21 protein-coding genes and 1 pseudogene are annotated in these 24,863 nt (G+C 75.3%); 15 read left to right on the top strand and 7 right to left on the bottom strand.

Features of this window, described 5'->3' with window-relative positions; all coding sequences use genetic code 11:
* The first annotated feature begins 67 nt into the window (after positions 1-67).
* From ACQ614_RS05900 to ACQ614_RS05885, 4 genes are all read left to right on the top strand, one after another.
* Positions 68-763, top strand: coding sequence for a response regulator transcription factor (locus ACQ614_RS05900; RefSeq protein ID WP_431683830.1), 696 nt, complete (start codon positions 68-70; stop codon positions 761-763).
* 6 nt (positions 764-769) lie between these two features.
* On the top strand, positions 770-1,924 hold the full coding sequence (locus tag ACQ614_RS05895; protein ID WP_431677157.1) for a sensor histidine kinase: 1,155 nt from the start codon (positions 770-772) through the stop codon (positions 1,922-1,924).
* 168 nt (positions 1,925-2,092) lie between these two features.
* Positions 2,093-3,145 carry a lytic polysaccharide monooxygenase auxiliary activity family 9 protein gene (locus ACQ614_RS05890; RefSeq protein WP_431677155.1) on the top strand — a complete coding sequence of 351 codons (1,053 nt, stop codon included), beginning with the start codon at positions 2,093-2,095 and terminating at the stop codon, positions 3,143-3,145.
* A 242-nt stretch (positions 3,146-3,387) separates the two neighbouring features.
* Entirely contained in the window at positions 3,388-4,857 is a 1,470-nt protein-coding gene (locus ACQ614_RS05885) for a bifunctional phosphatase PAP2/diacylglycerol kinase family protein (RefSeq protein WP_431677154.1), read from the top strand.
* On the opposite strand, the gene ACQ614_RS05880 is transcribed toward ACQ614_RS05885, so the two are convergent.
* A complete protein-coding gene (locus ACQ614_RS05880) occupies positions 4,836-5,309 on the bottom strand; it encodes a hypothetical protein (protein ID WP_431677152.1) in 474 nt (157 codons plus the stop codon). The two genes, ACQ614_RS05885 and ACQ614_RS05880, sit on opposite strands and share 22 nt — an antisense overlap.
* 64 nt (positions 5,310-5,373) lie before the next feature.
* Between ACQ614_RS05880 and ACQ614_RS05875 the strand changes: the two genes are divergently transcribed.
* Positions 5,374-6,162: an Fpg/Nei family DNA glycosylase gene (locus tag ACQ614_RS05875; protein WP_431677150.1), complete on the top strand. Its 789-nt coding sequence runs from the start codon at positions 5,374-5,376 to the stop codon at positions 6,160-6,162.
* Between the two features lie 13 nt (positions 6,163-6,175).
* Here the strand turns inward: ACQ614_RS05875 and ACQ614_RS05870 are convergent, their stop codons facing one another.
* Together ACQ614_RS05870 and ACQ614_RS05865 are read right to left on the bottom strand one after the other, a co-directional pair.
* Positions 6,176-7,171, bottom strand: a complete 996-nt coding sequence (locus ACQ614_RS05870; protein WP_431677149.1) for an RNA ligase family protein — start codon at positions 7,169-7,171, stop codon at positions 6,176-6,178.
* 98 nt (positions 7,172-7,269) lie between these two features.
* The gene (locus ACQ614_RS05865) at positions 7,270-7,899 is read right to left on the bottom strand and encodes a uridine kinase (protein WP_431677147.1); all 630 of its coding nucleotides are present in this window, start codon (positions 7,897-7,899) and stop codon (positions 7,270-7,272) included.
* A 90-nt stretch (positions 7,900-7,989) separates the two neighbouring features.
* Between ACQ614_RS05865 and ACQ614_RS05860 the strand changes: the two genes are divergently transcribed.
* Positions 7,990-8,493, top strand: a complete 504-nt coding sequence (locus ACQ614_RS05860) for an HD domain-containing protein (RefSeq protein WP_431677145.1) — start codon at positions 7,990-7,992, stop codon at positions 8,491-8,493.
* 155 nt (positions 8,494-8,648) lie between these two features.
* Positions 8,649-9,815: a serine/threonine-protein kinase gene (locus ACQ614_RS05855; RefSeq protein WP_431677144.1), complete on the top strand. Its 1,167-nt coding sequence runs from the start codon at positions 8,649-8,651 to the stop codon at positions 9,813-9,815.
* Between the two features lie 1,541 nt (positions 9,816-11,356).
* On the opposite strand, the gene dacB is transcribed toward ACQ614_RS05855, so the two are convergent.
* From dacB to ACQ614_RS05840, 3 genes are all read right to left on the bottom strand, one after another.
* Positions 11,357-12,856: a D-alanyl-D-alanine carboxypeptidase/D-alanyl-D-alanine endopeptidase gene (gene dacB / locus ACQ614_RS05850; protein WP_431677143.1), complete on the bottom strand. Its 1,500-nt coding sequence runs from the start codon at positions 12,854-12,856 to the stop codon at positions 11,357-11,359.
* Between the two features lie 223 nt (positions 12,857-13,079).
* Complete coding sequence (locus tag ACQ614_RS05845) at positions 13,080-14,474, bottom strand: PQQ-binding-like beta-propeller repeat protein (RefSeq protein ID WP_431677142.1); 1,395 nt, start codon at positions 14,472-14,474, stop codon at positions 13,080-13,082.
* Positions 14,455-14,730, bottom strand: a complete 276-nt coding sequence (locus tag ACQ614_RS05840) for a hypothetical protein (protein ID WP_431677141.1) — start codon at positions 14,728-14,730, stop codon at positions 14,455-14,457. Before ACQ614_RS05840 ends, ACQ614_RS05845 begins: the two co-directional genes overlap by 20 nt.
* A 182-nt stretch (positions 14,731-14,912) precedes the next feature.
* On the opposite strand from ACQ614_RS05840, the gene ACQ614_RS05835 reads away from it, so the two are divergent.
* Genes ACQ614_RS05835 through ACQ614_RS05825 form a run of 3 tightly spaced genes read left to right on the top strand, consistent with a single transcriptional unit; the run spans position 14,913 to position 18,797 of the window.
* Positions 14,913-17,261: an FHA domain-containing protein gene (locus tag ACQ614_RS05835; RefSeq protein ID WP_431677140.1), complete on the top strand. Its 2,349-nt coding sequence runs from the start codon at positions 14,913-14,915 to the stop codon at positions 17,259-17,261.
* 7 nt (positions 17,262-17,268) lie between these two features.
* Complete coding sequence (locus tag ACQ614_RS05830; RefSeq protein WP_431677139.1) at positions 17,269-17,799, top strand: hypothetical protein; 531 nt, start codon at positions 17,269-17,271, stop codon at positions 17,797-17,799.
* Entirely contained in the window at positions 17,796-18,797 is a 1,002-nt protein-coding gene (locus ACQ614_RS05825; protein ID WP_431677137.1) for a serine/threonine-protein kinase, read from the top strand. The genes ACQ614_RS05830 and ACQ614_RS05825 overlap by 4 nt, the downstream gene beginning before the upstream one ends.
* 66 nt (positions 18,798-18,863) lie before the next feature.
* Here the strand turns inward: ACQ614_RS05825 and ACQ614_RS05820 are convergent, their stop codons facing one another.
* A complete protein-coding gene (locus ACQ614_RS05820) occupies positions 18,864-20,153 on the bottom strand; it encodes a streptophobe family protein (protein ID WP_431677135.1) in 1,290 nt (429 codons plus the stop codon).
* A 688-nt stretch (positions 20,154-20,841) separates the two neighbouring features.
* Between ACQ614_RS05820 and ACQ614_RS05815 the strand changes: the two are divergent.
* From ACQ614_RS05815 to ACQ614_RS05795, 5 genes and pseudogenes are all read left to right on the top strand, one after another.
* Positions 20,842-21,213, top strand: a pseudogene (locus tag ACQ614_RS05815) (DUF6777 domain-containing protein); the annotation flags it as partial.
* Between the two features lie 628 nt (positions 21,214-21,841).
* Positions 21,842-22,405: a DUF6777 domain-containing protein gene (locus ACQ614_RS05810; RefSeq protein WP_431677133.1), complete on the top strand. Its 564-nt coding sequence runs from the start codon at positions 21,842-21,844 to the stop codon at positions 22,403-22,405.
* 60 nt (positions 22,406-22,465) lie between these two features.
* Positions 22,466-22,954 (top strand): hypothetical protein, encoded by a 489-nt coding sequence (locus tag ACQ614_RS05805; protein ID WP_431677132.1) that lies wholly within the window; start codon positions 22,466-22,468, stop codon positions 22,952-22,954.
* Between the two features lie 47 nt (positions 22,955-23,001).
* A complete protein-coding gene (locus ACQ614_RS05800) occupies positions 23,002-23,517 on the top strand; it encodes a YbaK/EbsC family protein (protein ID WP_431677130.1) in 516 nt (171 codons plus the stop codon).
* Positions 23,518-23,663: 146 nt separating this feature from the next.
* Positions 23,664-24,857, top strand: coding sequence for a CaiB/BaiF CoA transferase family protein (locus ACQ614_RS05795; RefSeq protein WP_431677128.1), 1,194 nt, complete (start codon positions 23,664-23,666; stop codon positions 24,855-24,857).
* Positions 24,858-24,863 lie beyond the last annotated feature (6 nt).

Raw genomic sequence — 24,863 nt, 5'->3', positions numbered from 1 at the left:
CGGGGTTCCTATCCTCGGAGGTGTGAACCTGCCCGACGGCGTGAGCCGCCCCCCGCACACCGGCCGCATTCTGGTGGTCGACGACGACCCGACCGTCGCGGAGGTGGTCACCGGCTACCTCCGGCGGGCCGGCTACCAGGTCGACCGGGCCGCCGACGGGCACCAGGCGCTGGCCGCCGCCGCAACCGGCCCCGACCTGGTGGTGCTCGACCTGATGCTGCCCGGGATCGACGGCCTGGAGGTCTGCCGGCGGCTGCGGGCGACCGAGCACGGCGCCCGGCTGCCGGTGGTGATGCTGACCGCCAAGGGCGACGAGGCCGACCGCATCCTGGGCCTGGAGCTCGGCGCGGACGACTACGTCACCAAGCCGTTCAGCCCGCGGGAGCTGGTGCTGCGCGTCCGGTCGGTGCTGCGCCGCGCCGGGTCGGCCGCCCCGGTGTCCGGCACGCCGGCGCCCGGTGTTCTCGTGAGCGGAGACCTCGAACTGGACCCGCAGGCCCGCCGGGCGCGCCGTTCGGGCACCGAACTAGCGCTCACTCTGAGGGAGTTCGACCTGCTGGCGTTCTTCCTCCGGCACCCCGGCCAGGCGTTCGGACGGGAGGAGCTGATGCAGCGGGTGTGGGGCTGGGAGTTCGGCGACCTGTCCACGGTCACCGTCCACGTCCGCCGGCTGCGTGAGAAGATCGAGGACGACCCGGCCGCGCCGCGCCTGATCAGCACCGTCTGGGGCGTCGGCTACCGCTTCGACCCGGTGGGGAGCTGATCCGCCATGAGGGACCTGCTGTTGATCGCCGCCTTCGCCGCGCTCGGTGCGGGCGCGGCCGGCCTGCTCGGCTGGCCCGCCGTCCGGCTGCTGCGCCGCCGGTCGGTCGCCCTCTCGCTGCTGTGCGTGGCCGTGGTGACGGTGCTGGCGATGACCGCCGGCACCGTGTCGGTGGCGCAGGCGATGTTCCTGTCCGAGCACGACCTCGGTGTGGTGGTCACGGTGACCCTGATGGCGGCCGTGGTCTCGCTGGTGACCGCGGCGCTGCTGGGCCGCCAGGTGGTGGCCGGCAGCCGGGCGCTGGCCGCGGCCGCCCGTACGGTAGGCAGCGACGCCGGATTTGCCGCACCGGCCCAGCCGCTCGGCAGTGAACTGGCGCAGTTGAGCGAGGAGTTGGCGGCGACCAGCGCCAGGCTGGCGGAGTCCCGGCGGCGCGAGCAGGCGCTGGAGCACTCCCGCCGGGAGCTGATCGCCTGGATCTCGCACGACCTGCGGACCCCGCTGGCGGGCCTGCGGGCGATGGCCGAGGCGCTCGAGGACGGCGTTGCGGACGACCCGCCCCGCTACCTGACGCGGATGCGCACCGAGGTGGACCGGCTGACCGGCATGGTGGACGACCTGTTCGAGCTGTCCCGCATCCAGGCGGGCGCGCTGGCGCTCTCGCCGTCCCGGGTGTCGGTGTACGACCTGGTGGGCGATGCCGTCGCCGGCGCCTCCCCGCTGGCCCGTGAGCGGGGAGTGCGGCTGGAGGGCGGCCCGGTGGAGGCGGAGCCCGTCGAGGTGGACGGCCGGGAGATCACCCGGGTGCTCGGCAACCTGCTGGTCAACGCGATCCGCTGCACCCCCGCCGACGGGGTGGTGGCGGTCGCCGCCCGGCGGGAGGAGGGCGAGGTGCTGGTGTCGGTGACGGACGGCTGCGGCGGCATCCCGGAGGCCGATCTGCCACGGGTCTTCGAGACCGGCTGGCGCGGCGGCGCGGCCCGGACGCCGCGCACCGCGGCCGACGGGGCAGGGCCGCACCACGGGGACTCCGGCGCGGGGCTGGGTCTGGCGATCGTCCGCGGCATCGTCGAGGCGCACGCCGGCCGGGCGACCGTCCGGAACGTCTCCGGGGGCTGCTGCTTCGAGATCGCCCTGCCGGCGGCTGCGGCCCGGGTCTGAGCGGCCCTGCCCGCGCGGACCGTCCCGGCCGGGGATTTGTCATAGCCGTGACCGAATACGTTTACAGCTGCCGCGGTCCGCGCTACGTTCCGAGTGGGAGCGCTCCCATCCCTTCGCCGGGGCCTGCCCCGCGGGCCCCGCCCCCACCTGTCGAAAGGGACACCGCACATGGCAGACATCCGCCGACGGTTACACGTGCTCAGCCTGCTCACCCTCCTCGCCGCGCTGCCCGCGCTGGTGCTGGTGGTGCTCGGCGGCCCCCGGGCCGAGGCGCACGGGGCGCCGATGACGCCCGGCAGCCGCACCTTCCTCTGCTACCAGGACGCCATCACGTCCACCGGCGAGATCAAGCCCAGGAACGCGGCCTGCGCGGCCGCGGCCGGGATCGGCGGCACCACGCCCTTCTACAACTGGTACTCGGTGCTCCGCTCGGACGGCGCCGGGCGCACCCGCGGCTTCGTGCCGGACGGGCAGCTGTGCAGCGGCGGCAACACCAACTTCACCGGCTTCGACCCGGCCCGCACCGACTGGCCGCTGACCCACCTCACCAGCGGCGCCGCGTTCACCTTCACCTACAACGCCTGGGCGGCCCACCCGGGCACCTTCCACCAGTACGTCACCAAGGACGGCTTCGACCCCGCCGAGCCGCTGACCTGGGACGCCCTGGAGAGCACGCCCTTCCAGTCGGCCACCAACCCGGCGCTCACCGGTACGGTCGGCACCATCGAGGGCAAGTACACCTGGAACGGCACGCTGCCCGCGGGCAAGTCCGGACGGCACATCATCTACACCGTCTGGCAGCGCTCGGACAGCGCCGAGACCTTCTACTCCTGCTCCGACGTCGTCTTCGACGGCGGCACCGGCCAGGTGACCGGTGTCGGCGACGGCAGCGGCCCCACCGACCCGCCGCCGGCCTGCGCGGCCTGCTCGGCGACGTACCGGACGGTCGGCAGCTGGTCCGGCGGCTACCAGGGCGAAGTGACGGTGAAGAACACCGGCACCACGCCGATCCTCGGCTGGATGGTCCACTTCACCCTGCCGAACGGCCAGAGCCTGGCCAGCGTCTGGAACGGCACCGGTACCGGCACCGGCACCGCGGCGACCGTCGACAACGCGAGCTGGAACGGCTCCTTGGCGGTCGGCGCCTCGACCAGCTTCGGCTTCGTCGCCAACGGCGGCGCCCCCGATCCCGCGGTGGCGTACTCCTGCATGGTGATGTGACCCCGTCCCGGCACGGCCGATCCACCCGGCGCACCTGATCCGCCCGGCCCGCCGGCGAGTCGCCGACGGGCCGGTCCCGCGGCCCGGTCATGCCTCACGCGGGATCAGGGCGGCAGCGGTGCCGCCGCGGACCCCCGCACGCCCGTGGCGGGATCGCCCAATGTGCAACCCGGGTTCCGTCTGCGGCCGCGCCGGGTCCGCGGTGCAGGCGCGGCCGGGGCAGCAGACCCTAGGCTGGCCCCATGAGGGCGCTGCACCGTCTCGACCGCCGACTCTTCGCCCGCGTCGCCGTGAGCAGGCTGCGCGGGGCGCACCCCGTGCTGCCGCGGCTCAGCGCCGCGGCCAACCACGGCGTGCTCTGGTTCGGCGTGGCGGCCGCGCTCGCGGCCACCGGCAACCGGACCGCCCGGCGGGCCGCGCTGCGCGGCACCGGCGCGCTGGCACTGGCCTCGCTGCTGGCCAATGTCCCGGCGAAGTACGCCACCCGGCGGCCGCGGCCGCTGCTGGACGACGTCCCGCTCGTCCGGCGGCTCGCCGTGCAGCCGGTGACCACCTCCTTCCCGTCCGGGCACTCCGCCTCCGCGGCCGCGTTCACCGTGGGCCTGGCGCTGGAGTCGCCGGCGCTCGCGGTCTGCGCGGCGCCGGTGGCGTTCGGCGTGATGGCCTCCCGGGTGTACGTCGGCGTGCACTACCCGGGCGACGTGCTGGCCGGGGCCGCCCTCGGCGCCGGCGCGGCCCTGCTCACCACCCGCTGGTGGCCGCGTGCGGCCGAGCAGCCCGCCCGGGCGGCCCGGCCGCGGGTCGGCGCGCCCGCCCTGCCGCGCGGCAACGGCCTGGTCGTGGTCGTCAACGCCGACTCCGGCCCGGACGGCCCCGAGCCGGCCGTCGCCGAACTGCGCCGGCTGCTCCCGGAGGCGGAGATCGTCGAGCGGGGCCCCGACGGCGACCTCCCCGCCCTGGTCGAGCAGGCCGCCGACCGCGCCGCGGACACCGGCGGAGCACTCGGCATCTGCGGCGGCGACGGCTCGGTCAACCTCGCGGCCGCCGTCGCGCACCGCCGTGGCCTGCCGCTCGCCGTCTTCCCCGGCGGCACCCTCAACCACTTCGCCGTGGACGTCGGCGTCGTCGCGGCCGCCGACACCGCCGACGCGGTGGAGGCCGGCAACGCCGTCTCCGTCGACCTCGGACGGGCCTGCGGCCCCGGCGGCCCCGACCAGCACTTCCTCAACACCTTCAGCATCGGCGTCTACCCCGACCTCGTCCGCACCCGCGAGCGGTACGAGAAGCGGCTCGGCAAGTGGCCGGCGCTGGCCGTCGCGCTGGTCCAGGTGCTTTCCGCGGCCGAGCCCGTCCGGGTGTCCGTCGCCGGGGTCCCGCGCAACCTGTGGCTGCTCTTCGCGGGCAACAGCGTGTACGATCCGCCCGGCTTCGCCCCGACCCGGCGGGCCCGGCTCGACGACGGCCTGCTCGACGTCCGGGCGGTCGACGGCAGCCACCCGTTCGCCCGCACCCGGCTGGTGGCGGCCTTCCTGCTCGGCACCCTCGGACGCTCCCCGGTCTACCGCGAGGCCCGGCTGCACGCCCTGGACCTCACCGACCTGCGCGGCATCGACCACGCCGCCGTCGACGGCGAGGTCGTCGACGCCCCGGAACACCTGCTGCTGGAGAAGGTCCCGCGCGGCCTGACCGTCTACCGCCCCGCCGAATCCTGACCGGACGAACCGCCGGACGAAGCACCGGGCACGGGCTCCGCGGGCTCGACCACCGCCTCGACCCCGTGCCGCCGGAGCGCCGCGGCCAGCAGCTCCGTCTCGACCAGGGTGCCGGTGAGGCCGTTCGACGCCAGTTCGTCCGCGGCGCTCCGCGCCTCGGCGAGCGAGAGCCCACGGTGCTCGCGCAGGGCGCGCAGCAGGCCGACCCGGCCGGTGAGGGGAACCGCCGTCCGTACCCGGGCCGCACCGTGCTTCGCCAGCAGGGCCCGGCGCAGCGGCTCCGGAGTCGGACCGCCGGTGTCCTCCTCGCACCAGCCGTGCCCGCAGGCCCTGCAGCGCCCCTCGCTGCCCCACCACAGCCGCCCGCCGTGGACGAACTGGCCGCTGTCGCGGACCAGGACGCCGCCGCAGGCCCCACACTGCTCCGTGCTCTTCACGCCCTGGCTGATCACCGCGATCCCTCCCCGGAGGGCATCCTGCCACCCCGGCGCCACGGCAGGGCGGCATGATGGGGGAGTGCCCGAGGGCGACACCGTCTACCGTACGGCCGCGCAGCTCCGGGAGGCCCTGGCGGGCCACCGGCTGACCGCGGCCGACCTGCGCGTGCCCGCCCACGCCACCGCCGACCTGACGGACCGCCTGGTGCTGGAGGTCGTGCCGCGCGGCAAGCACCTGCTGACCCGGTTCGACGGCGGCCTCACCCTCCACACCCACCTGCGGATGGACGGCCGCTGGGCGGTCTTCCGGGCCGGCGAGAAGTGGCACGGCGGCCCCGCGCACCAGATCCGCGCCGTCCTCGGCACCGCCGAACGCACCGCCGTCGGCTACCGCCTTCCGGTCGTCGAACTCCTGCGCACCGCCGACGAGGACCGGGCCGTCGGCCACCTCGGCCCCGACCTGCTCGGCCCCGACTGGGACGCCGCCGAGGCGCTGCGCCGCCTCACCGCCGAGCCCGGACGCCCCGTCGGGGAGGCCCTGCTCGACCAGCGCAACCTGGCCGGCATCGGCAATGTGTACGCCAACGAGCTCTGCTTCATGGCCGCCGTCACGCCGTGGACGCCGGTCGGCGAGGTCGCCGTGCTCGACCGGATGGTCGCCAAGGCGCAGCAGCTGCTGGAGGCCAACAAACTGCGGGTGGAGCGGATCACCACCCGCGAGGACCGGGCCGACCGCCGCACCTGGGTGTACGGGCGGGCCCGCCGTCCCTGCGCCCGCTGCGGGACACCGGTGCGGACGGCCCAGTACGCCCAGGACCGCCCGGCCTTCTGGTGCCCCCGCTGCCAGCACGGGCCGAGCCCGGCCTGACGGGACGCGGCCGTCAGCGGCCGGTGCGGTCGCGGGTGTCGAAGCGGGCCAGCTCCAGGGCGGCGCGGTGCAGGACGGCGGTCAGTCCGGCCGTGTCGCTGCCGGGGAGGCCGCCGAGGCCGTCGGCGAGGTCCTCGACGACGTCCCGCGCGATCTCCGCGGCGATCTCTTCGGGGCCGGCAGCCGGCCCGAGCTTGCCGACGGCGGAGGCCGCCCGGGCGGGGGCGAGCAGGGCGGCCGCCTGTTCGACGAGCCAGCCGGGCACGCCCGCGGCCCCCTCGAGCGGGACGGCGTACGGGCGGGCGCCGGCGTACCGGGCATCCTCGGCGAACCCGGCCTGCTTGACCTTCAGCACGGGCCGGCCGACCGCCGTCGGCAGGTCCTCGGCGGGCTTCAGCACGTACCCCTCGGCGAGGTTGCCCTCCAGCGGCGGCAGGCCGAACAGGGCGGGCATCCGGCTGGGGAACAGGGCCGGCAGCTCCTGGAGCCGAACCAGCGGCCCCTCCGCCAGCAGCGGTGCACAGGGCAGCCCGGCGGACGCGGCTGCGCGGCGCAGCGGTGCGTCGCCGACCCAGAGCGGCTCGCCGCCGGCCTCCAGCACCGCGTCGAAGGCCAGCCAGTGCAGGCCGGGCGCGTACCAGACGCCGGTCTGCACGGCCGGGACGCCGTCCTCGGCCGGGACCTGCGGGTGCGGGTAGCGGCCGCCGAAGAGTTCCCCGTAGAGCACCACGCGGCCGGGTGTGCCGTACGCGTCGCGCAGGGCGTCGGCGGCGCGGCGGGCGGCCACCGCCAGGGCGGGCCAGATCCGGGACAGGCCGAAGAACCGGTCGAGGGCGTCGCCGTCCAGCACCTCGCGGCGCTTCGCCGCCCGTACGGCGCCGTCCTCGCAGACCAGGGCCAGGTGGGCGCCGTGCACCTTCTCGGTGGCCGTCCAGCGGCGGACGGCGGAGCCGCTCAGCGCGGCCCGCTCGGGGATCTTCGGGTACAGGGGGAAGCCGTCGACGGACATCCGCCGAGCATCCCGGCCCGGCCGCCCCCACGGCAAAGGGATTACCGACCGGGCCGAAACCCCGGCCATTGGGCCGCCCGGGGGTGCCCCGGCTGCTTCTAGGGCTCCACCAGGGCCGGGTGGCGGGGGTCGTCGACCTTGATCGAGAGGTCGGCGAGGTCGCGGGGGCGGGTCTCCTCCTCGTAGCGGGCGAAGGCGGGCAGGGTCCAGCGTTCGTCCTCGGGGGTGTGCCGGGCGAGGGCGGCGGGGCCCATGGCCAGGTGCACCGTCAGTTCGAAGGGCAGCCAGCGGCCGAGCAGCAGTGCACCGTCCACCAGCAGCACTCCGCCGGACGGCAGCTCGGTGTACGGTGCCCGGGTGGCCCGGTCGGCGGCCGCGTCCCAGAGCGAGGGCAGCACCCGTCCGCTCCCGCCCGGGTCCAGCGGCGCGAGGACCTCGCGCAGCAGCGCGCCGTCGTCGAGCCACAGGTCGTGGAAGGCGTCGGCGTCGTGCCGGCCGTACTCCAGTCGCAGGGAGGCGGGCCGCAGGAAGTCGGCGGCGGACACCCGGAGGACCGGGCGGCCGCGCAGCCGCAGCGGTTCGACGAGCGCGTCCGCGAGGGCGCCGGGCCGGGCGGCGGCCGCGCCGTCGAGGGCGACCCGCACCCACGGGGCGTCCCGCGCCGCGTCCTCGATCCGGTCGGCGACCAGGCCGGCCAGCCGTTCCCGGGAGATCGGTGTCACCCGCACCCTGCTGCTCCTTCCTCCCACCGGGCCGACTATATTGCGCCGGAACTGACGGACCATCACGCGAACACCGCACCCACCGGGGAGAACGCCGTGCCCGAGCTGACCCTTGCCGACGTCGACGCCCTCGCCGCCGAGGCCCATGCCGGGCAGGTGGACAAGATCGGTGCACCGTACGTCGAGCACGTGCGCGCCGTCGCCGCCGGGCTGGCGCCGTTCGGCACCGGCCTGCAGATGGCGGCGCTGCTGCACGACGTCCTGGAGGACACCCCGCTGACCGCCGACGACCTGCTGCGTGCCGGGGTGCCGTTCGGCGTGGTGGCGACCGTGCGGCGGGTCACCCGGGTCTCCGGGGTCGCCTACAGCGCGATGCTGGAGCAGATCGCCACCGACCACTCCGCGACCCTGGTGAAGATCGCCGACAATGCGCACAACTCGGTGGCCGAGCGCGCCGCCCGGCTCGACGAGGCGGACCGCCGCAGGCTCGCCGACCGGTACCGGGCCGCCCGCCGGGTGCTGTGGCCGGCCGCCGCCCCGGCCGACGTCCGGACCATCGTCGGGATCGTCAACCCCGCCCTGCTGGACGAGCTCGGCTGACCCGCCGGGCCCGCCCCGCCGCAGGCCGGGCGAGGTGTGGCCCCCGGGCCCCGGCAGGAGCACGCTGGAGTCAGGAACGCGGCCGGCCCGCCCGCCGCGGCGGCTCCGCCGTCCTGCGCCGCGGGCCCCGACCGCCCGAGCACAGGGAGCCGGCCATGTCCGACATGTACCAGCGGATGAACGACAAGACCGAGCGGGACGAGGAGGACGTGCGCTCGCGCGACCCCGAGGAGGGCATCACCTCGTACCAGACCGCGCACGCGCAGGACGAGTCGATGGCCTGGTGGCAGGGAATGGTGGACGAGGACAGAGGCAAGGGCGGCCCCGAGGGCCAGGCCCCCCAGGACGCTGCGATTGGGCAGGACGCGCGCTGGGAGCTGCCCGGCTACACCCACGAGCGCGAGCTCGGTGCGGGAGCGGCCGGGCGCGTCGTGCTGGCCAGCCATGATGCGACCGGCACGCCCGTCGCGGTCAAGTACCTCAACGGCGAGCACGCCGACCACGAGAACTTCCGTACCGAGGCCGGGCTGCTCGCCGGCCTCGACTCCCCGCACGTCACCCGTCTGTACGAGTACGTGGAGGGCCCGCGGGGCGCCGCCATCGTCATGGAGCTGGTCGACGGCATCTCGCTGCGCGACCTGCTGCAGGCCGAGGGCGCCACCGGCCCCGAGGCGGCGCTGACCGTGCTCAAGGGCTCGCTGCTCGGCCTCGCCGACGCCCACCGGGCCGGCGTGGTGCACCGCGACTACAAGCCCGGCAACGTCATCGTCACCACCGAGGGCGTCTCCAAGCTGGTCGACTTCGGCATCGCGGTGCAGAGCGGGGCCAAGGGCGACATCGCCGGCACCCCCGCCTACATGGCGCCCGAGCAGTGGGCCGGCGAGGCCGCCTCCCCGCGCGGCGACGTGTACGCCGCCACCGCGACCTTCTTCGAGTGCCTGACCGGCGCCAAGCCGTACGCCGGCACCACGCTGATGGAGCTGGCCGTCCAGCACACCGAGGCGGACATCCCCGACGAGCAGGCCCCCGAGGCGCTGCGCCCGCTGATCCGTTCCGGCCTGGCCAAGACCCCGCAGGACCGGCCGGAGGGTGCCGCCGAGCTGGTCGCCGACCTGGAGGCGGTCGCCGCCGGTGCGTACGGGCCGGAGTGGGAGGAGCGCGGCCGCGGCAGCTGGCCGGCCTGGTCGCCCTGCTGCCGCTGCTGCTGCCGCACCCGCACGGGCACGCCGCCGGCAACACCTCGGTCGCCACCACCACCCTGTCGCAGCCCCCGGGCGGCGTCGCCGCCGTCCGGCGGTTCGGTCCGCGGGCCAAGCTGCTGAGCGCCGCCACCGGACTCGTCCTGCTCGGCGGCACCCTCGCCGGGGTCGCGGCCGCCGGCTCCTCCGACTCCACCACGACCACCGAGGTCGCCGCCCCGAAGGCCACCACGACCTTCGGTTCCGACGGCCCCGTGGCGGTGCCGTCGTCGTCCGCCCCGCCGTCCGGTTCGCCCTCGGCGTCCGCGTCCCCGTCGGCCTCGGCCTCCCCGTCGGCGTCGCCGAGCGCCTCCCCGACCACCTCGCCGTTCGCCTCGCCGAGCACCTCCCCGACCAAGAAGCCGACCACGGCCCCGCCGACCAGCGCCCCGCCGACCACGCCCACGACCACGCCCACGACCAGCGCCCCGCCGCCGCCGACCCTGCGGGTCATGCGGCTGAGCGTCAGCACCACCTGCGGCAGCCGGAACTACGAGGTGGTCGCCAGGGTCACGGCCGCGACGGACGGTGCGGCGAGCGGCACGGTGACCGTCGCCTGGTATTCGGGCGTGAGCCGGCTGCCGGTCTCCACCGTTCAGCTCACCCTCCCGAAGGGCAAGACAAGCTTCAGCACCACGGTGTCGGCTCCGAGCACCTCCGGCTCCTGGACTGCACGGGTGAGTTCGAGTCCGGCGGCCGAATCGGGCCAGGGCAGCGCATCCGGTCCCGTCAACACGAGCACTTGCGTCATCCTGACCTGAGGAAACGAGACATGAGCACCCCGCAGCAGCCGGACGAGGACGCCACCGTCCGCTTCGGCGCCAAGCCGCCCCGGGCGGACGAGACCGTGCGCCTGAACGCGCCGAAGCCCGACCCGGAGGCGACCTTCCGCCTCGGCCCGGCGCCCGTGCCCGCGGCGGACCCGGAGGGCACCGTCCGGCTCGGCCCGGCCAAGCAGCCGGACCCGGAGGGCACCGTACGGCTGAACCCCGCGCAGCCGAACCCGGAGGCGACCGTTCGGCTCGGCGGAGCCGGGGCGCGGCCCGTGCCGCAGGCGTACCTCCCGCCGCCCTCGCAGCAGCAGCCGCCGGCCGAGAGCTTCGAGAGCGCCACCTTCCTCGATCCGCAGGTCTGGCCGACCCCGCCGGTCGGTACCGCCGTCCCGGCGCAGACCCCGGCGATGGGTACGCCCCTCACCCCGGCGATGGGCACCCCGATCACCCCCGCCCTGGGCACTCCGGTGCCCCTGACCGCAGCTGCGGCTGCTGCCACGGTGCCCGGCCCGGCGCCCGCGGCGCAGGACGGGCTGCAGCGCTTCGGACCGGGCGTGCCCCCGCAGGCGGCCGCGGTCTGGCACGGGGCGACCGCGCTGCCGCCGGCCCCGGAGCAGCCGAAGCGGCGCCGCCGCTGGCTGCTGCTCCTGCTGATCGCGGTGCTCGCCTGGCTGGCATGGGACCGCTACGGGCGGCCGGTCGCGGTGAGCGGGGTCGCCGTCCGCACGGACAACGCGAACGGGCCCTCGTGCGACGGCACGGCGGTGATCACCGGCACGATCTCCACCGAGGGCGGCGCGGGCAACGTCCGCTACCGCTGGAAGCGCAGTGACGGCACCGACTCCGGCGTGCTCACCCAGCCGGTCCCCAGTGGCCGCCGCACCACGGACGTGGTGCTCCGCTGGACCTTCCAGGGCCACGGCAGCGTGCAGGCCACGGCCACCCTGGAGATCGTGGGACCGGGCAGCGGCACCTCCTCGGTGTCCTTCCCCTACACCTGCCCCTGACGACGCCGCCCATCGAGCCGCTCTTGGCGTGCACGTTGTTCTCGGCCTTGGTGCCGCGCATGCGGGCGGCCAGGGTGCCGCCGACCATGCGGTCCGGGTTGCCGGCGACGGGCAGTGCGTTGTACCAGGCGTTGAACCAGGGCTTGTCCTGGGCGGCCTTGAGCAGGCCGGCCATCTTGCCCGGGGTGATCAGGTCGTAGCGGGAGAGGCCGGAGCCGTCGACCTGGCGGCCGCCCGGGGTCTCCAGGCCGTTGGCCTTGAGGAAGCCCTTGATCTGGTTGACGCCGGTGGCCCAGTCGCCCTTGCCGCCCTTGACCTTGCCGAGTTCCTTGGTCAGGTGCTCGGCGATGCCGTTGTTGCTGATCTTCAGCAGCGGGACGACCAGCTCGGCGAGGGTCTTGGAGTCGTGCGAGGCGAGGGGCTGCGAGGCCTCCGAACCGGTGGCGGTCTGGACGCCGCGCTGCACCTTCACGCCGTGCCGGGCGAGTGCGCCGGCGAAGACCTTGGCGGCGTAGGTGGCCGGGTCCTCGACGGTCACCCAGTAGGTGGCGGGTGCGGCGCCGGCGGCGATGCTGCCGGAGAGCAGCACCTCGTTGGCGCCGCGGCGGCGGTCGGCGTCGGCGGTGGTGGCGCTGCCGGCCGCGCCGGTGGTGATGCTGCCGGTGAACTTCATCGGGGCCTCGGCCGGCACCAGGGCGACCTTGGCCTTCTCGCCGGCCGCGCCCGGGGTGACGACGACCTGGACGGTGTCCATCTGGTACTCGGCGTCGTTGGCGACGGTCAGGCCGGATATCTGCGGGCTGTACGAGTAGGCCTCGTCGTCCCAGGCCCAGCCGGGGCCGAGCGGGGTGCTGTCGTAGCGGCTGCCGTCGGCGAGCACCCGGCCGGTGACGGTGGTGATGCCGGAGGCGGCGACCTTGGCGGCCAGGTCGTCGAGGTCCTGGACGAGCAGGCTGGGGTCGCCGCCGCCGCGGAGCACCAGGTCGCCGGCGAGCTTGCTGCCGGACACGGTGCCGGTGGTGCGGACCTCGGTGGTGAAGCGGTGGTCGGCGCCGAGCAGGTCGAGGGCGGCGGCCGAGGTGACGGTCTTCATGGTGGACGCCGGGGTGAGCAGGGCGCCGGGCTGGCGTGCGTAGAGGACCTGGCCGGTGGCGGCGTCGAGGACCTGGACGCCGGCCTGCGCGTTGGCGAGGCGGGCGTCGGCCAGCAGCGCGTCGAGGTCGGCCGTCAGCGTCGGGTCGGCCGGGGCCGGGTTGTCGGCCTGGGCCGAGCCGGCCAGCAGGGTGGCGGCGAGGGCGGCTGCTGCTGCAAGCGGCAGGGCGCGGCGGTGCAGGCGTGCGGGCACAGATGCTCCAGGAATCGGGTGCGGCGGGGCGCGCGCGTCGCCCACGCCCCCCATTGGCCTGTACATTATCATCTGACGGATCATCAGATGATCTTCCTCGGGAGTGATGGACCCCCGCTCCTGTACACGCCTCGGGAGCCCGGTAGGTATCACGGTTCTGCGGGAATTCCGGTTGCATGCCGCGCCGGTTCCCGTGCGGTGGAATCCGGCCGGCCCCGCGGGCTCAGCCCACCGAGAAGGCGGTGACCCCGCTGTCCGTCCCGACCAGCACCCGCCCGCCGGCGAGCACCGGGGAGGCGAAGTGCGGCGCGGGGCCGGTCTTCGCCCGCCGGAGCTCGCGTCCGGTCGCCGGGTCCAGGGCGAGCAGCACCCCGTGCCGGTCGTCCACCACCCACACGGCGCCACCGCCGACCACCGGCGACCCGCCCCGCCCGAGATCCACCTGCCAGTCCTCGTGCAGCGAGCCGTCCTGGCCCACCGTCAGCCGGGCCAGCCCCTGCAGGCAGGGCACGTACACCGCGGAGCCGTCCACTGCGGCGCCGCCGTACGCCGGGCAGACCGTCGCCTGCGCGACCTGCCCGCCGATGCCGCCGAGCCGCTGCGCGTCCATCACGTACGCCTCGCCGCGCTTGCCCACGGCCAGCACGTGGTCGCCGACCCGCACCGGTGCGAGCGAGCCCAGGTCCAGGTCGGAGGCGTTGTCGTCCGCCCAGGTCGAGGGGGCGAAGAAGTCGAGCCGCCGCAGCTCGGGGGAGAGGGCCACGACGGAGTCCGAGCCGTCGTAGGAGCCGCCCACCGACTCGCCGTTGCCGACCGCGACCAGCAGCCGGTCGCCGTCCACCACGGGCCCCCCGCTCGCCCAGATCCCGCCCTCGCGGGCGGTCGGCACCGCGTACGACAGGACGGTGCCGGCGCCGCTGGTCGGCACCGACACCACACTGCCGACGTAGTCGCCGCAGTCGCCGAAGAGGCCGCCGAAGGCGACCACCACCCGGCCGTTCCACAGCGCCAGCGCGGCCCGCTGCTGGTGCGCCACCGGGTCGCCCTTCGGCGGCTCGACCTCCCGCTGCACGGCGAGTGCGCCGGTCCGCGCGTCCAGCCCGGCCAGCAGGTGCTTCCCGCCGGCCAGCTCGGCGACCGCGAACACCCGCCCGGTGTCCGGATCGTAGACCGGTGTGCCGGTGATGCCCAGCGGGTCGATGTTGCCGCAGGGCAGCTCCGCCGCCCTGGCCGGGGAGCCCAGGTGACGGCTCCACACCACCTTCCCGGTGGCCGCGTCCAGCCCGTACACGGTGTTGTTCTCGGTGGCCGCGAGCACCCGGTCGCCGATCACCAGCGGCTGCGCGTACACCGCGCCGTCGAGCTCCGCCGTCCAGACGCCGTGCAGCGGACCGACCGGCGCCGCGCCCGGTGCCGTGCCGGTGCGCAGCGCGTCCCGGTGGTACGTCGGCCAGTCGCCGGGCTGCAGCGGGGTGGCGCTCGCCGCGGTGGCGACCACCGTGGACGGCAGCGCGCCGCCGGCGCCGCCGCCGGCCGAGGTGCAGCCGGCGAGCAGCGCGGCCAGTGCGAGGGCGACCGCGGGCAGCGCCCGCCGCCGGTCAGCTCGGGGCGGTCGCACCGCCGCCGGCCTTCACCGCCTCCACCATCCGCTGGTGGAGCTCGCGCGCCGTCGCCTCGTCCCCGGCGGGCACCGGACTGCCCTCCACGGTGAACCAGTCCAGCGCCCCGCTGTACTGCACCGTCAGCCGGGCCTCGCCCTCGATCCACGTCGTGTGGACCGTCAGATCGCCCTTGATGACGCCCAACTCGACCGTTCGCACCCCACCGGTGCCGGCGAGAATGCCCTGCGTGGTCCAGGTCGCCCAGGTGTTCACGGAGCCTCCCCGATGTGCGGCCGACAGTACGAACTCGTCATGCCCCAAGACATACCGGGTGACACTCCGGTTTCCGGTCGAATCACCCCGCCGTGGGCATGTCGAGGGCCGCCCCGCGGGGCCATCGGCAGGGCCCCGGCGGCATCGGGCGTGCCGTGCGGGGCGCGGCTACCATCGGCGGTATGGGAGAGCGACCCGCCGCGCTCACCGCGCCGCAGCTGGTACTCGAGACCGACGGCGACTCGCAGGTCATCAGCCCGAGTCGCACATACCACGTCGGCCGCGACCCGACGAGCGAGATCGTCCTCAGCGACCCGCGGGTCTCCTGGCACCACGCCGTGCTGCACGCCGACGGCGACCACTGGTCGCTCGACGACACCGGCTCCACCAACGGCACCTTCACCGACGGCCACCGGGTGCAGCACCTGGACGTCGGCCCCGGCAGCGTGCTCCGCTTCGGCAGCGCCGCCGACGGGCCCTGCTGCAGCCTCCACGAGCTGCCCCGGAAGCCGGCCGTCGACCGGCAACCGTCCGCGCTGACCGCCATCACCGGCTCGCTGCGCCCCCCGACCACCGTCCGCCCGCTGCCGGCGAAGGTGGTGCGGATCGGCCGCGCCCCCGACAGCGACCTGGTCGTCGGCGACCTGTCGGTCTCCCGCCGGCACGCCGAACTGCGCGCCCGGCCCGACGGCCGCTTCGAGATCGCCGACGTCGGCAGCCACAACGGCACCTACCTCAACGGCCAGCCGGTGCTCAACGCCCTGGTCGGCGAGGGCGACCTGATCGGCATCGGCCACTCGGTGTTCTGCCTGGTCGGCGACGAGCTGCAGCAGTTCGTCGACACCGGCGACGTCGACCTCGACGTGGACGGCCTCACCGTCACCGTCGCCGGCGGCCGCCGGCTGCTCGACTCGGTGACCTTCCCGGTCGGCCAGAAGACGCTGCTCGCCGTGGCCGGCCCGAGCGGCGCCGGCAAGTCCACCCTGCTCAACGCCCTCACCGGGCTGCGGCCCGCCGACGAGGGCGCCGTCCGCTACGACGGCCGCGACCTGTACCGCGACTACGCCGAGCTGCGCCGCCGGATCGGCCTCGTCCCGCAGGACGACATCCTGCACACCCAGCTGCCGGTCCGCCGCGCCCTGCGGTACGCCGCCGAACTGCGCTTCCCCGGCGACACCGCCGCCGCCGAGCGCGAGGCCCGGGTCGAGGAGGTCATCCACGAACTCGGCCTGGAGAAGCGCGCCGACCAGGTGATCTCCAGCCTCTCCGGCGGCCAGCGCAAGCGGGTCAGCGTCGCCCTGGAGCTGCTCACCAAGCCCTCGCTGCTCTTCCTGGACGAGCCGACCTCCGGCCTCGACCCCGGCATGGACCGCTCGGTCATGCAGATGCTGCGCAACCTGGCCGACGACGGGCGCACCGTCATCGTCGTCACCCACAGCGTGCTCAGCCTCGACCTGTGCGACCGGCTGCTGCTGCTCGCCCCCGGCGGCCGGATCGCCTTCTACGGCCCGCCCGGCGAGACGCTGGACTTCTTCGGCTTCAAACAGTGGCCGGACGCCTTCGACGCCTTCGAGAACGACGCCGACCGCGACTGGGCCGGCCAGTACCGGTCCTCGCCCGCCTACCGCCGCTACATCGCCGGCGCGATGGACCACCCCCGGCCGGCCGCCCTCCCGGCGCCCGCCGCCGAGGCGCCCGCGCCGCCGCCCCCGCCGCCGCAGAGCTGGGGCAAACAGGTCTCCACGCTGGTCCGCCGGTACGCCACCGCGCTGACCGCCGACCGCACCTTCCTGGCCGTCATGATCGCGCTGCCCTTCGTCATGGGCGCGATGGCCCGGGCGCTGGCCGGCAGCAAGCTGGACGAGAACAGCGTCTTCAACGGGCTGCTGATCCTCTGCGTCGGCGCGGTCCTCACCGGCGCCGCCAACTCCGTCCGCGAGCTGGTCAAGGAACGCGTCATCTACCAGCGAGAACGCGCCGTCGGCCTGTCCAGATCGGCCTACCTCTGGTCGAAGATCATCGTGTTGGGCACGATCACCGTCGTCCAGGCGGTGGTGCTCACCATGGTCGCCCTGCTGGGCGTCGATCTGCGCCCCCAGGGCGGCAGCGGCGTCCTCATGCCGTCGCTGGCGGAGATCACCCTGGCCGTCGCCCTGCTCGCCTTCACCGCCATGATGCTCGGCCTGCTCATCTCCGCCCTGGTGAAGAAGGAGGAGGTGACCATGCCGCTGCTGGTGCTCGTCGCGATCGTGCAGGTGGTGTTCTGCGGCGCGCTGATCCAGCTGAACAGCACGCCCGGGCTCGCCCAGCTGTCCTGGATCGTCCCCTCCCGCTGGGCGTTCGCCGCGATGGCCGGAACCCTCGACCTGCACGCGATCGTGCCCAAGCCGATCACCTCCGACCCCCTGTTCCGCCACGAGACCTCCGCCTGGCTGATCGCCATGGGCATGATGGTGGTGCTGAGCATCGTCCTCGGCCTGCTGGTCTCCCGCCTGCTGCGCCGTCACGAACCCGCCGTGATGCGGAGGTGACCGCCGGATGACAGCCCCGTACGAGTTCCAGCCGACCCATGTGGCTCCCGCCGACGGGCTGCAGACCTGGGCGAGCCCGGACCCGTCCCGGCCCTCGGTGCGGCTCGACCCGCTGCTGCCCGTCCGGGTCGCCGACAGCAGCGGCAACTGGTCCCGGATCGTCTGCTCCAACGGCTGGTCGGCCTGGGTCGACGGCCGCCTGCTGGTCACCGTGCCGCACCCGCCGCCCGGCACCGACCACGGCCTCGCCACCGTCGAGGACCCGCGGCCGCTGCTCGCCGCCCTCGAGAAGGCCCTCGCCTCCTACCGCCGCCTGGTCGGCGAGTACGCGGACGGCCTGATCGACCTGGAGACCTTCCGCGAGCGCACCCGCAACCTGCGGCTCGGCGCCGTCCTCGACGGCCCGTCCGCCTGGCTGCTCGACCTCGACCAGGGCCGCTGGTTCTACAGCGACGGCACCCGGCTCCAGACGTACGCCACCGTCGAGCCGCCGTCCGCCGGGGCGTCCGCGGCCGGCAGCCGGGGTGAGGCCGGATGACCACTGCCGCACCGACCGACCTGACCGGCCACCAGCTCGCCGCCTACCGGCTGGAGCAGCTGATCGGGCGCGGCGGCATGGCCGTGGTCTACCGCGCCGAGGACCTGCGCCTCGGCCGCACCGTCGCGGTCAAGCTGCTCGCCCCCGACCTCGTCCGCAACGACGTCTTCCGGGAGCGCTTCATCCGCGAGTCCAAGGCCGCCGCGGCCATCGACCACCCGCACATCGTGCCCGTCTACGATGCCGGCGAGGCCGACGGCCTGCTCTACATCGCGATGCGGTACGTCAGCGGCCGCGACCTGCGCGCCCTGCTCGACCGGGAGGGCCCGCTCTCGCTGCGGCAGACCGTGCGGATCACCACCCAGGTCGCCTCCGCGCTGGACGCCGCACACAGCCACGACCTCGTCCACCGCGACGTCAAGCCGGGCAACATCCTGGTCGCCGAGGGCACCGACTCCGAGCACCCCGAGCACGTCTACCTCACCGACTTCGGCCTCACCAAGAAGTCCCTCTCGCTCTCCGGCCTGACCACCGTCGGCCAGTTCGTCGGCACGCTGGACTACGTCGCCCCCGAACAGATCAACGGCAAGCCGGTGGACGGGCGCTGCGACGTCTACAGCCTCGCCTGCGTGGTCTACGAGATGCTCTCCGGCACCCCGCCCTACCAGCGCGACGACGACCTCGCCCAGCTCTGGGCCCACCTCAACGACCCGCCGCCGCACCTCAGCGAACAGCGCCCCAACCTGCCGCCCGCCCTGGACGACGTGCTGATCCGGGCACTCGCCAAGACCCCGGACGAGCGCTACGACAGCTGCCTGGCCTTCGTCGGCGCCCTGCACGGCGTCGAGCACGTCGCGGCGATCCCCGTGCCGACCCCGACTGAACTCGTCCCCCAGATCCCCGAGTCGGCCGTACCGAAGATCCCGCCCCCGCCCTCACCCCCGCCCGAGCCCCCGCCCTGGGCTCTTCCCGTCTACGGCACAGGGGGTAACCCATAGGGGCGGCCGGGGGCACCTCCCAGCTTTCGGCCGGGAGGTGCCCCCGGCGCCCCTCGTGGGACACCCCTACGCCGGTGGGTGGTTGTCGCGGCGCACGCGGGCCGCCGTCCAGCCGCCGATCAGGCCGGCCACCGCGCCCCAGACCGCGCCGACGGCGACCAGCACCAGCAGGTCCGGCTCCAGGACCGCCGCGCCGCTGCCGCCGAAGCCCAGCAGCGTCAGGCCGTATGCGGCGGAGATCCGGGTCAGCACGCCGATCAGCAGCATCGCCACGGCCAGTGCCAGCGCCAGGTGCAGGGCGTGCTGCCAGGCCTTGACCGTGGGCGGTGCGTGCATCGCCATGCCGAGGCCGGTCAGCAGCAGTGCCACCACGGCGAGGGCGACCAGCAGCCAGGCCCGGGAGTCCTGTTCGGTGAGGGTGGCGAGGTCCAGCCGGACGTTCTGGTCGTCCCGCAGCACCCCGGCCAGCGGCTGCGGCATCGGCAGGCCGAGGGTGCCCGCGACATGGCCGTGCCAGACCCCGCCCATGCCGACGCCGAGCGCCAGCCAGGCCAGGTTCGGCAGGCCGAGGAAGACCACCGCCAGCGTCTGCTTGGCGTGCCCGCCGACCGCGGCCTCCACCAGCCCGATCGGCAGTGCCAGCGCCACGTACACCAGCAGCAGCGTCAGGGTGGCGTGTGCGGCCGGGCGGACGGCGGTGTTGAAGCGCAGCAACGGCAGCGGCAGCGGGGTGCGCCGGGAGACGGCCAGTGCCAGCAGCAGGACGACCGCCAGCCACAGCAGGCCGAAGCCGACCGCCCGGCCGGTGTCCACCGCGAAGCCGACCGTCGGGGAGGCTCCGATGAGGTCGCCCAGTTCGTCGACCAGCGGTTCGCCGGTGGACACGGTGAAGCTCTTCTCGGCCGGCAGCGAGAGCAGCAGCACCGCCGCCGTCCACAGCACCGCGACCCGGCCCACCCGGGCCAGCAGCTCGCGGCCGGTGACGGTGGCGTGCAGCCGCATCGGCCGCAGGAACAGCCAGGCCAGCAGCAGCGCCCCGGTCAGCCCGACCGACAGCGGCACCGCCTCGATCCCGCCCTTGGCGCCGGCCACGAACGCCGCCCCGCCCTCCACCCGGGCGGACGCACCGAAGGCCATCAGCACGGTGGCGGCGACCACCGCCCCGTAGCCGCCGGACGGGAGCTCGTTCGCCCCCGCGAAGTACAGGCCGACGGCCGCCATCGCCACCATGCCCGCCACCGCGGCCGCCACTGCCGCCAGGGCCTCGCCCCAGTGCCGCAGTTCGGCCGAGGGGCCGCCGGTCCTGGCCCCTGTTCCGCCGCTCGTACGGGCACCGGGCCCGCTGCTCGTCCGCACACTCAGCTCCTGCCGGGTCGGCTCCGGTGGACTCCTTCCAGACTCCGCCCGCGGCCGGGGAACGGCGAGCTGTCGCGCGGGCGGGCCCGGGCGCGCGGAGAATGGCCTCCGGGGGGTGTCAAGGACGGGAGGAACACCCGTGAGCCCGAACCCGCCGCCGCCCGACCAGCCGTCCGGCCCGCCAGAGGGCCCGGCCGGGCCGCCGTCCGGACCGCTCTCCGGCCCTCCTTCCAGCCCGCCGCCGTCCGGCAGCCGTCCGGGCGATTCCGGTCCGACCTCCTACCCCTCGGGCCCGCCGTCCGGACCGACCTCCGGCCCGGGCGCCCACCCGGGCGGGGCCGGCGGCACCGGGGGGCCGCCCAGCGGTCCGCGGACGGTGGTCACGGGTGGCGGAGGCGGCGGCGAGCACCGGCGCACTCCGTGGTGGCGCAACCCGCGCACCGTCCTGCCGGCCGGTATCGCGGCGGTGGTGCTCGGCGTCGTCCTCGGCCTGGTGCTCAGCGCCGGGTCCGGCGGCACGGCGGCGGCCCAGCCGGTCGCGCTGCAGCCGGCCGGTTCCGCCGGGCAGGACCCGTTCACCGGTTCGGTCGCCCAAGAGGGCGCGAGCCCGAGCGCCGGCACCGGGTCGGCCGCACCGCCCACCGGCGGCACCCGCAGCGGCGGCGACGCGGGCCTCTACGGCGGCACCATGAACGTCTCCAGCTGCGACGTGGCCAAGCTGAGCGGATTCCTCACCGCCAACCCGGACAAGGCCAAGGCCTGGGCCGGGGTCGAGGGCATTCAGCCCAACGAGATCGACCCCTACCTGAAGACCCTCACCCCGGTGGTGCTGCGGGCCGACACCCGGGTCACCAACCACGGCTTCAGCAACGGCCAGGCCACCGCGTACCAGGCCGTCCTGCAGACCGGCACCGCCGTGCTGATCGACTCGCACGGTGTGCCGAGGGTCCGCTGTGCCTGCGGCAACCCGCTGCTGCCGCCGGCCCCCGGCGCGCCCGCCTCGTACAACGGGCAGCCCTGGTCCGGCTTCAACGGGCAGCAGGTGGTCACCGTGACGCCCGCCCCGGCGCCGATCGAGGTGATCGTGCTGGTGGACATGAACGGCACCCCGTTCGGCCGGCCGACCGGTGGCACGGGCGGCGACACCACCCACGCGCCGACGGTGCCGCCCACCGCGCCGTCCTCGGGCTCGTCCTCCGGCTCGTCCTCCGGCGAGCCGCTGGACGGCGAGCCGGAGGACGAGCCGGAGGACGAGCCCGAGGACGGCGCGGTGGGCGGCACCGTCGGCACGTGGGTGGTGTCGCCCACCGCGCCGTCCTCGGGCTCGTCCTCCGGCTCGTCCTCCGGCTCGCCGTCCAGCGGCTCGCCGTCCTCGGGGACACCGTCGAGCGGCACCCCGTCCTCCGGCAGCCCGAGCTCGGGGCCGTCGGGATCGGAGTCTGGCTCGACGGTGTCCCCGAGGACGGCGAGCCGCTGGACGGCGAGCCGGAGGACGAGCCGGAGGACGAGCCCGAGGACGGCGCGGTGGGCGACACCACCCACGTGCCGACGGTGCCGCCCACCGCGCCGTCCTCGGGCTCGTCCTCCGGCTCGTCCTCCGGCTCGCCGTCCAGCGGCTCGCCGTCCTCGGGGACACCGTCAACGGCCAGGCCACCGCGTACCAGGCCGTCCTGCAGACCGGCACCGCCGTGCTGATCGACTCGCACGGTGTGCCGAGGGTCCGCTGTGCCTGCGGCAACCCGCTGCTGCCGCCGGCCCCCGGCGCGCCCGCCTCGTACAACGGGCAGCCCTGGTCCGGCTTCAACGGGCAGCAGGTGGTCACCGTGACGCCCGCCCCGGCGCCGATCGAGGTGATCGTGCTGGTGGACATGAACGGCACCCCGTTCGGCCGGCCGACCGGTGGCACGGGCGGCGACACCACCCACGTGCCGACGGTGCCGCCCACCGCGCCGTCCTCGGGCTCGTCCTCCGGCTCGTCCTCCGGCTCGCCGTCCAGCGGCTCGCCGTCCTCGGGGACACCGTCGAGCGGCACCCCGTCCTCCGGCAGCCCGAGCTCGGGGCCGTCGGGATCGGAGTCCGGCTCGCCCTCGGCCCCGTCCTCGGCGCCCTCCTCGGCCCCGTCCTCGGTACCCTCCTCGGCCCCGTCCTCGGCCCCGTCCTCGGTGTACTCCTCGGCACCGGCGAGCTCCGCCGGGCACTCCTCCGCCCCGCAGAGCGCCCAGTCGGCACCGGCCTCCGCCCCGGTGTCCTGACCGCGACGACCCCGCCGGGCACCGACCGCCGTGTCGGTGCCCGGCGGTAGGTTCCGCGGCATGGGATTCACCGGAAACCTCACCGTCGCCCGCTCACGCACCCCGCTGGCCGAGAGCGCCGCCGTCCGCGCGAGCGGGGCTCTCCCGGAGCAGTCGGCGCAGGCCGGGGCATGGCAGTTCCTGGCGACGTCCGGGGAGGACGTGCGGGCCGCCGCCCTCGCGGCGGAGACGGCCGGGCCGGTGGTGAGTGCGTTCGTCCTCGACAGCGACTTCGCCGTGGTCGAGGCGTTCGACGCCGACGGGCCGACCTGGACGTGCGTGCTCTCGCCCGAGACGGCGCTGGACTACGACTGCCCGCAGGATTGGATCGGCGCTCCCGCCGAGACCGCCCGCACCGCGGCCGACTGGGCCGCCGCCCACGGCCTGACGGCCGACCACGCAGCCCTCGCGGCCGTCTTCGCCGCCGAGAGCGACCCGTTCGCCGAGGACCTCGTCCTGGAACTGCTCGCCGCCCTCGGCCTCCCCTTCGATACTCCCGCCGCCACCTGACCGTCGGCGCGCCCCGCGGGGGCGACCGGCTGGTAGCTTCGGGGCGCATGGAGAGCACGCAGAGTACGCAGGGCACCGCAGAGTCCGTCCGGGCCGCGCTGGACGGCTGGGGAGTGCCGTACGGGTGGGTGGAGATCGACCCGGAGTTCGCCGACACCGCGCAGTTCTGCGAGCGGTACGGCTTCACCCTGGAGGACTCGGTCAACTGCATCCTCGTGGTGGGCAAGACCGAGCCGCGCCGCTACGCCGCCTGCCTCGTCCAGGCCACCCGGCGGCTGGACGTCAACCGGGCCGTCAAGAAGCTGCTCGGCGCCCGCCGGGTGTCCTTCGCGAGCGCCGAGGAGACCGTCGAGCTGACCGGTATGCAGGTCGGCGGGGTGACGCCGGTGGCGCTGCCGCCGGGGATGCCGGTGTACGTGGACGCGCCGGTGCTGGAGCGCGCCGAGATCGTCCTCGGCGGCGGTGACCGGGCCGGCAAGCTGCTCGTCGCCCCGAAGGCCCTGCTCGACCACCTCCCGGGCGCGGAGGTGGTCGACGGACTGTCCACCGCCCCGCCGGCCTGACACCGGTCCGGACACCGCGGCCGGGGGACGGGGGGAACCTGGACGGAACGTCCAGCGCGTCCCCCCTGCGCCACTCCATTTCGTCTCCTGCCAAACCGTGGTTCGGGCGCACAGAATGTGCGCCACACCGAACGAAGGAGGTGCCGATGGGGACGGAACCGACGGAATCGGGCGCCGGCGCGCCGTTCACGGGCGCGCCGCTCGCCGGAGTGCTCGTCGCGGACTTCGGGCGGGTGCTCGCGGCCCCGTACGCCACGATGCTGCTCGCCGACCTCGGCGCGGACGTGGTCAAGGTCGAACGCCCCGACGGCGGCGACGACACCCGCGCCTGGGGCCCGCCCTACGCCCCGGACGGGCAGGCCACCTACTACCTGTCGGTCAACCGCAACAAGCGCTCCCTCACCCTCGACCTGCGCGAGGAGGCCGACCGCCGCCGGGCCCTCGAACTCGCCCGCCGCGCCGACGTGGTGGTGGAGAACTTCCGCCCCGGCACCATGGCCCGGCACGGCCTCGCGTACGAGGACGTGCACGCCGTCAACCCGCGCGCCGTGTACTGCTCGATCACCGGCTTCGGCACCGGCGAGGGCGCCGCGCTGCCCGGCTACGACCTGCTGATCCAGGCCGTCGGCGGGCTGATGAGCGTCACCGGAGCGGGGCCCGGCCAGCCCGTGAAGGCCGGGGTCGCCCTGGTCGACGTCCTCACCGGCCTGCACGCCGCCGTCGGCATCCTCGCCGCCCTGCGCGAGCGCGACACCACCGGCCGCGGCCAGCTCGTCGAGGTCAACCTGCTCTCCACGCTGCTGTCCAGCCTGGTCAACCAGTCCGCGGGCTACACCCTGGCCGGCGCCGTCCCCGGCATCCTCGGCAACCGCCACCCGTCCATCGCCCCGTACGAGGTGTTCCGCGCCGCCGACCGGCCGCTGGTGGTCGCGGTCGGCAACGACCGCCAGTTCGGCGCGCTGTGCCGCGGCGTGGACGCCCCCGACCTCGCCGACGACCCGCGCTTCACCACCAACGCCGACCGGGTCGCGCACGTCGACGAACTCGCCGAGGAGATCGGCCGGCGGCTCAAGGAGCGCACCGCCGCCGCCTGGTTCGAGCACCTCACCCCGCTCGGCGTCCCCTGCGGCCCGGTCAACGACGTCGCCGGAGCCTTCGGACTCGCCGAACGCCTCGGCCTCGCCCCGCGCACCGACCAGGGCCTGCCCGCCAACCCGATCGGCCTCTCCCGCACCCCGCCCGCCTACCGCCTCGCCCCGCCGCGGCTCGGCGAGCACACCGACGAACTCCTCGCCTGGCTCGACGCACCCCACCACCCCACGAACGGAGACACCCCGTGACCGGCC

Source organism: Kitasatospora dryopteridis, from assembly GCF_050749075.1.
Lineage (GTDB): Bacteria > Actinomycetota > Actinomycetes > Streptomycetales > Streptomycetaceae > Kitasatospora.
This window is presented reverse-complemented; position numbering and strand designations above follow the sequence as displayed.

Coding starts and splice junctions, on each gene's coding strand:
- ACQ614_RS05835 (WP_431677140.1), top strand. CDS start 14,913: ATGGGAGAGCGACCCGCCGCGCTCACCGCGCCGCAGCTGGTACTCGAG.
- ACQ614_RS05825 (WP_431677137.1), top strand. CDS start 17,796: ATGACCACTGCCGCACCGACCGACCTGACCGGCCACCAGCTCGCCGCC.
- ACQ614_RS05830 (WP_431677139.1), top strand. CDS start 17,269: ATGACAGCCCCGTACGAGTTCCAGCCGACCCATGTGGCTCCCGCCGAC.
- ACQ614_RS05800 (WP_431677130.1), top strand. CDS start 23,002: ATGGAGAGCACGCAGAGTACGCAGGGCACCGCAGAGTCCGTCCGGGCC.
- ACQ614_RS05795 (WP_431677128.1), top strand. CDS start 23,664: ATGGGGACGGAACCGACGGAATCGGGCGCCGGCGCGCCGTTCACGGGC.
- ACQ614_RS05890 (WP_431677155.1), top strand. CDS start 2,093: ATGGCAGACATCCGCCGACGGTTACACGTGCTCAGCCTGCTCACCCTC.
- ACQ614_RS05885 (WP_431677154.1), top strand. CDS start 3,388: ATGAGGGCGCTGCACCGTCTCGACCGCCGACTCTTCGCCCGCGTCGCC.
- ACQ614_RS05895 (WP_431677157.1), top strand. CDS start 770: ATGAGGGACCTGCTGTTGATCGCCGCCTTCGCCGCGCTCGGTGCGGGC.
- ACQ614_RS05855 (WP_431677144.1), top strand. CDS start 8,649: ATGTCCGACATGTACCAGCGGATGAACGACAAGACCGAGCGGGACGAG.
- ACQ614_RS05870 (WP_431677149.1), bottom strand. CDS start 7,171: ATGTCCGTCGACGGCTTCCCCCTGTACCCGAAGATCCCCGAGCGGGCC.
- ACQ614_RS05805 (WP_431677132.1), top strand. CDS start 22,466: ATGGGATTCACCGGAAACCTCACCGTCGCCCGCTCACGCACCCCGCTG.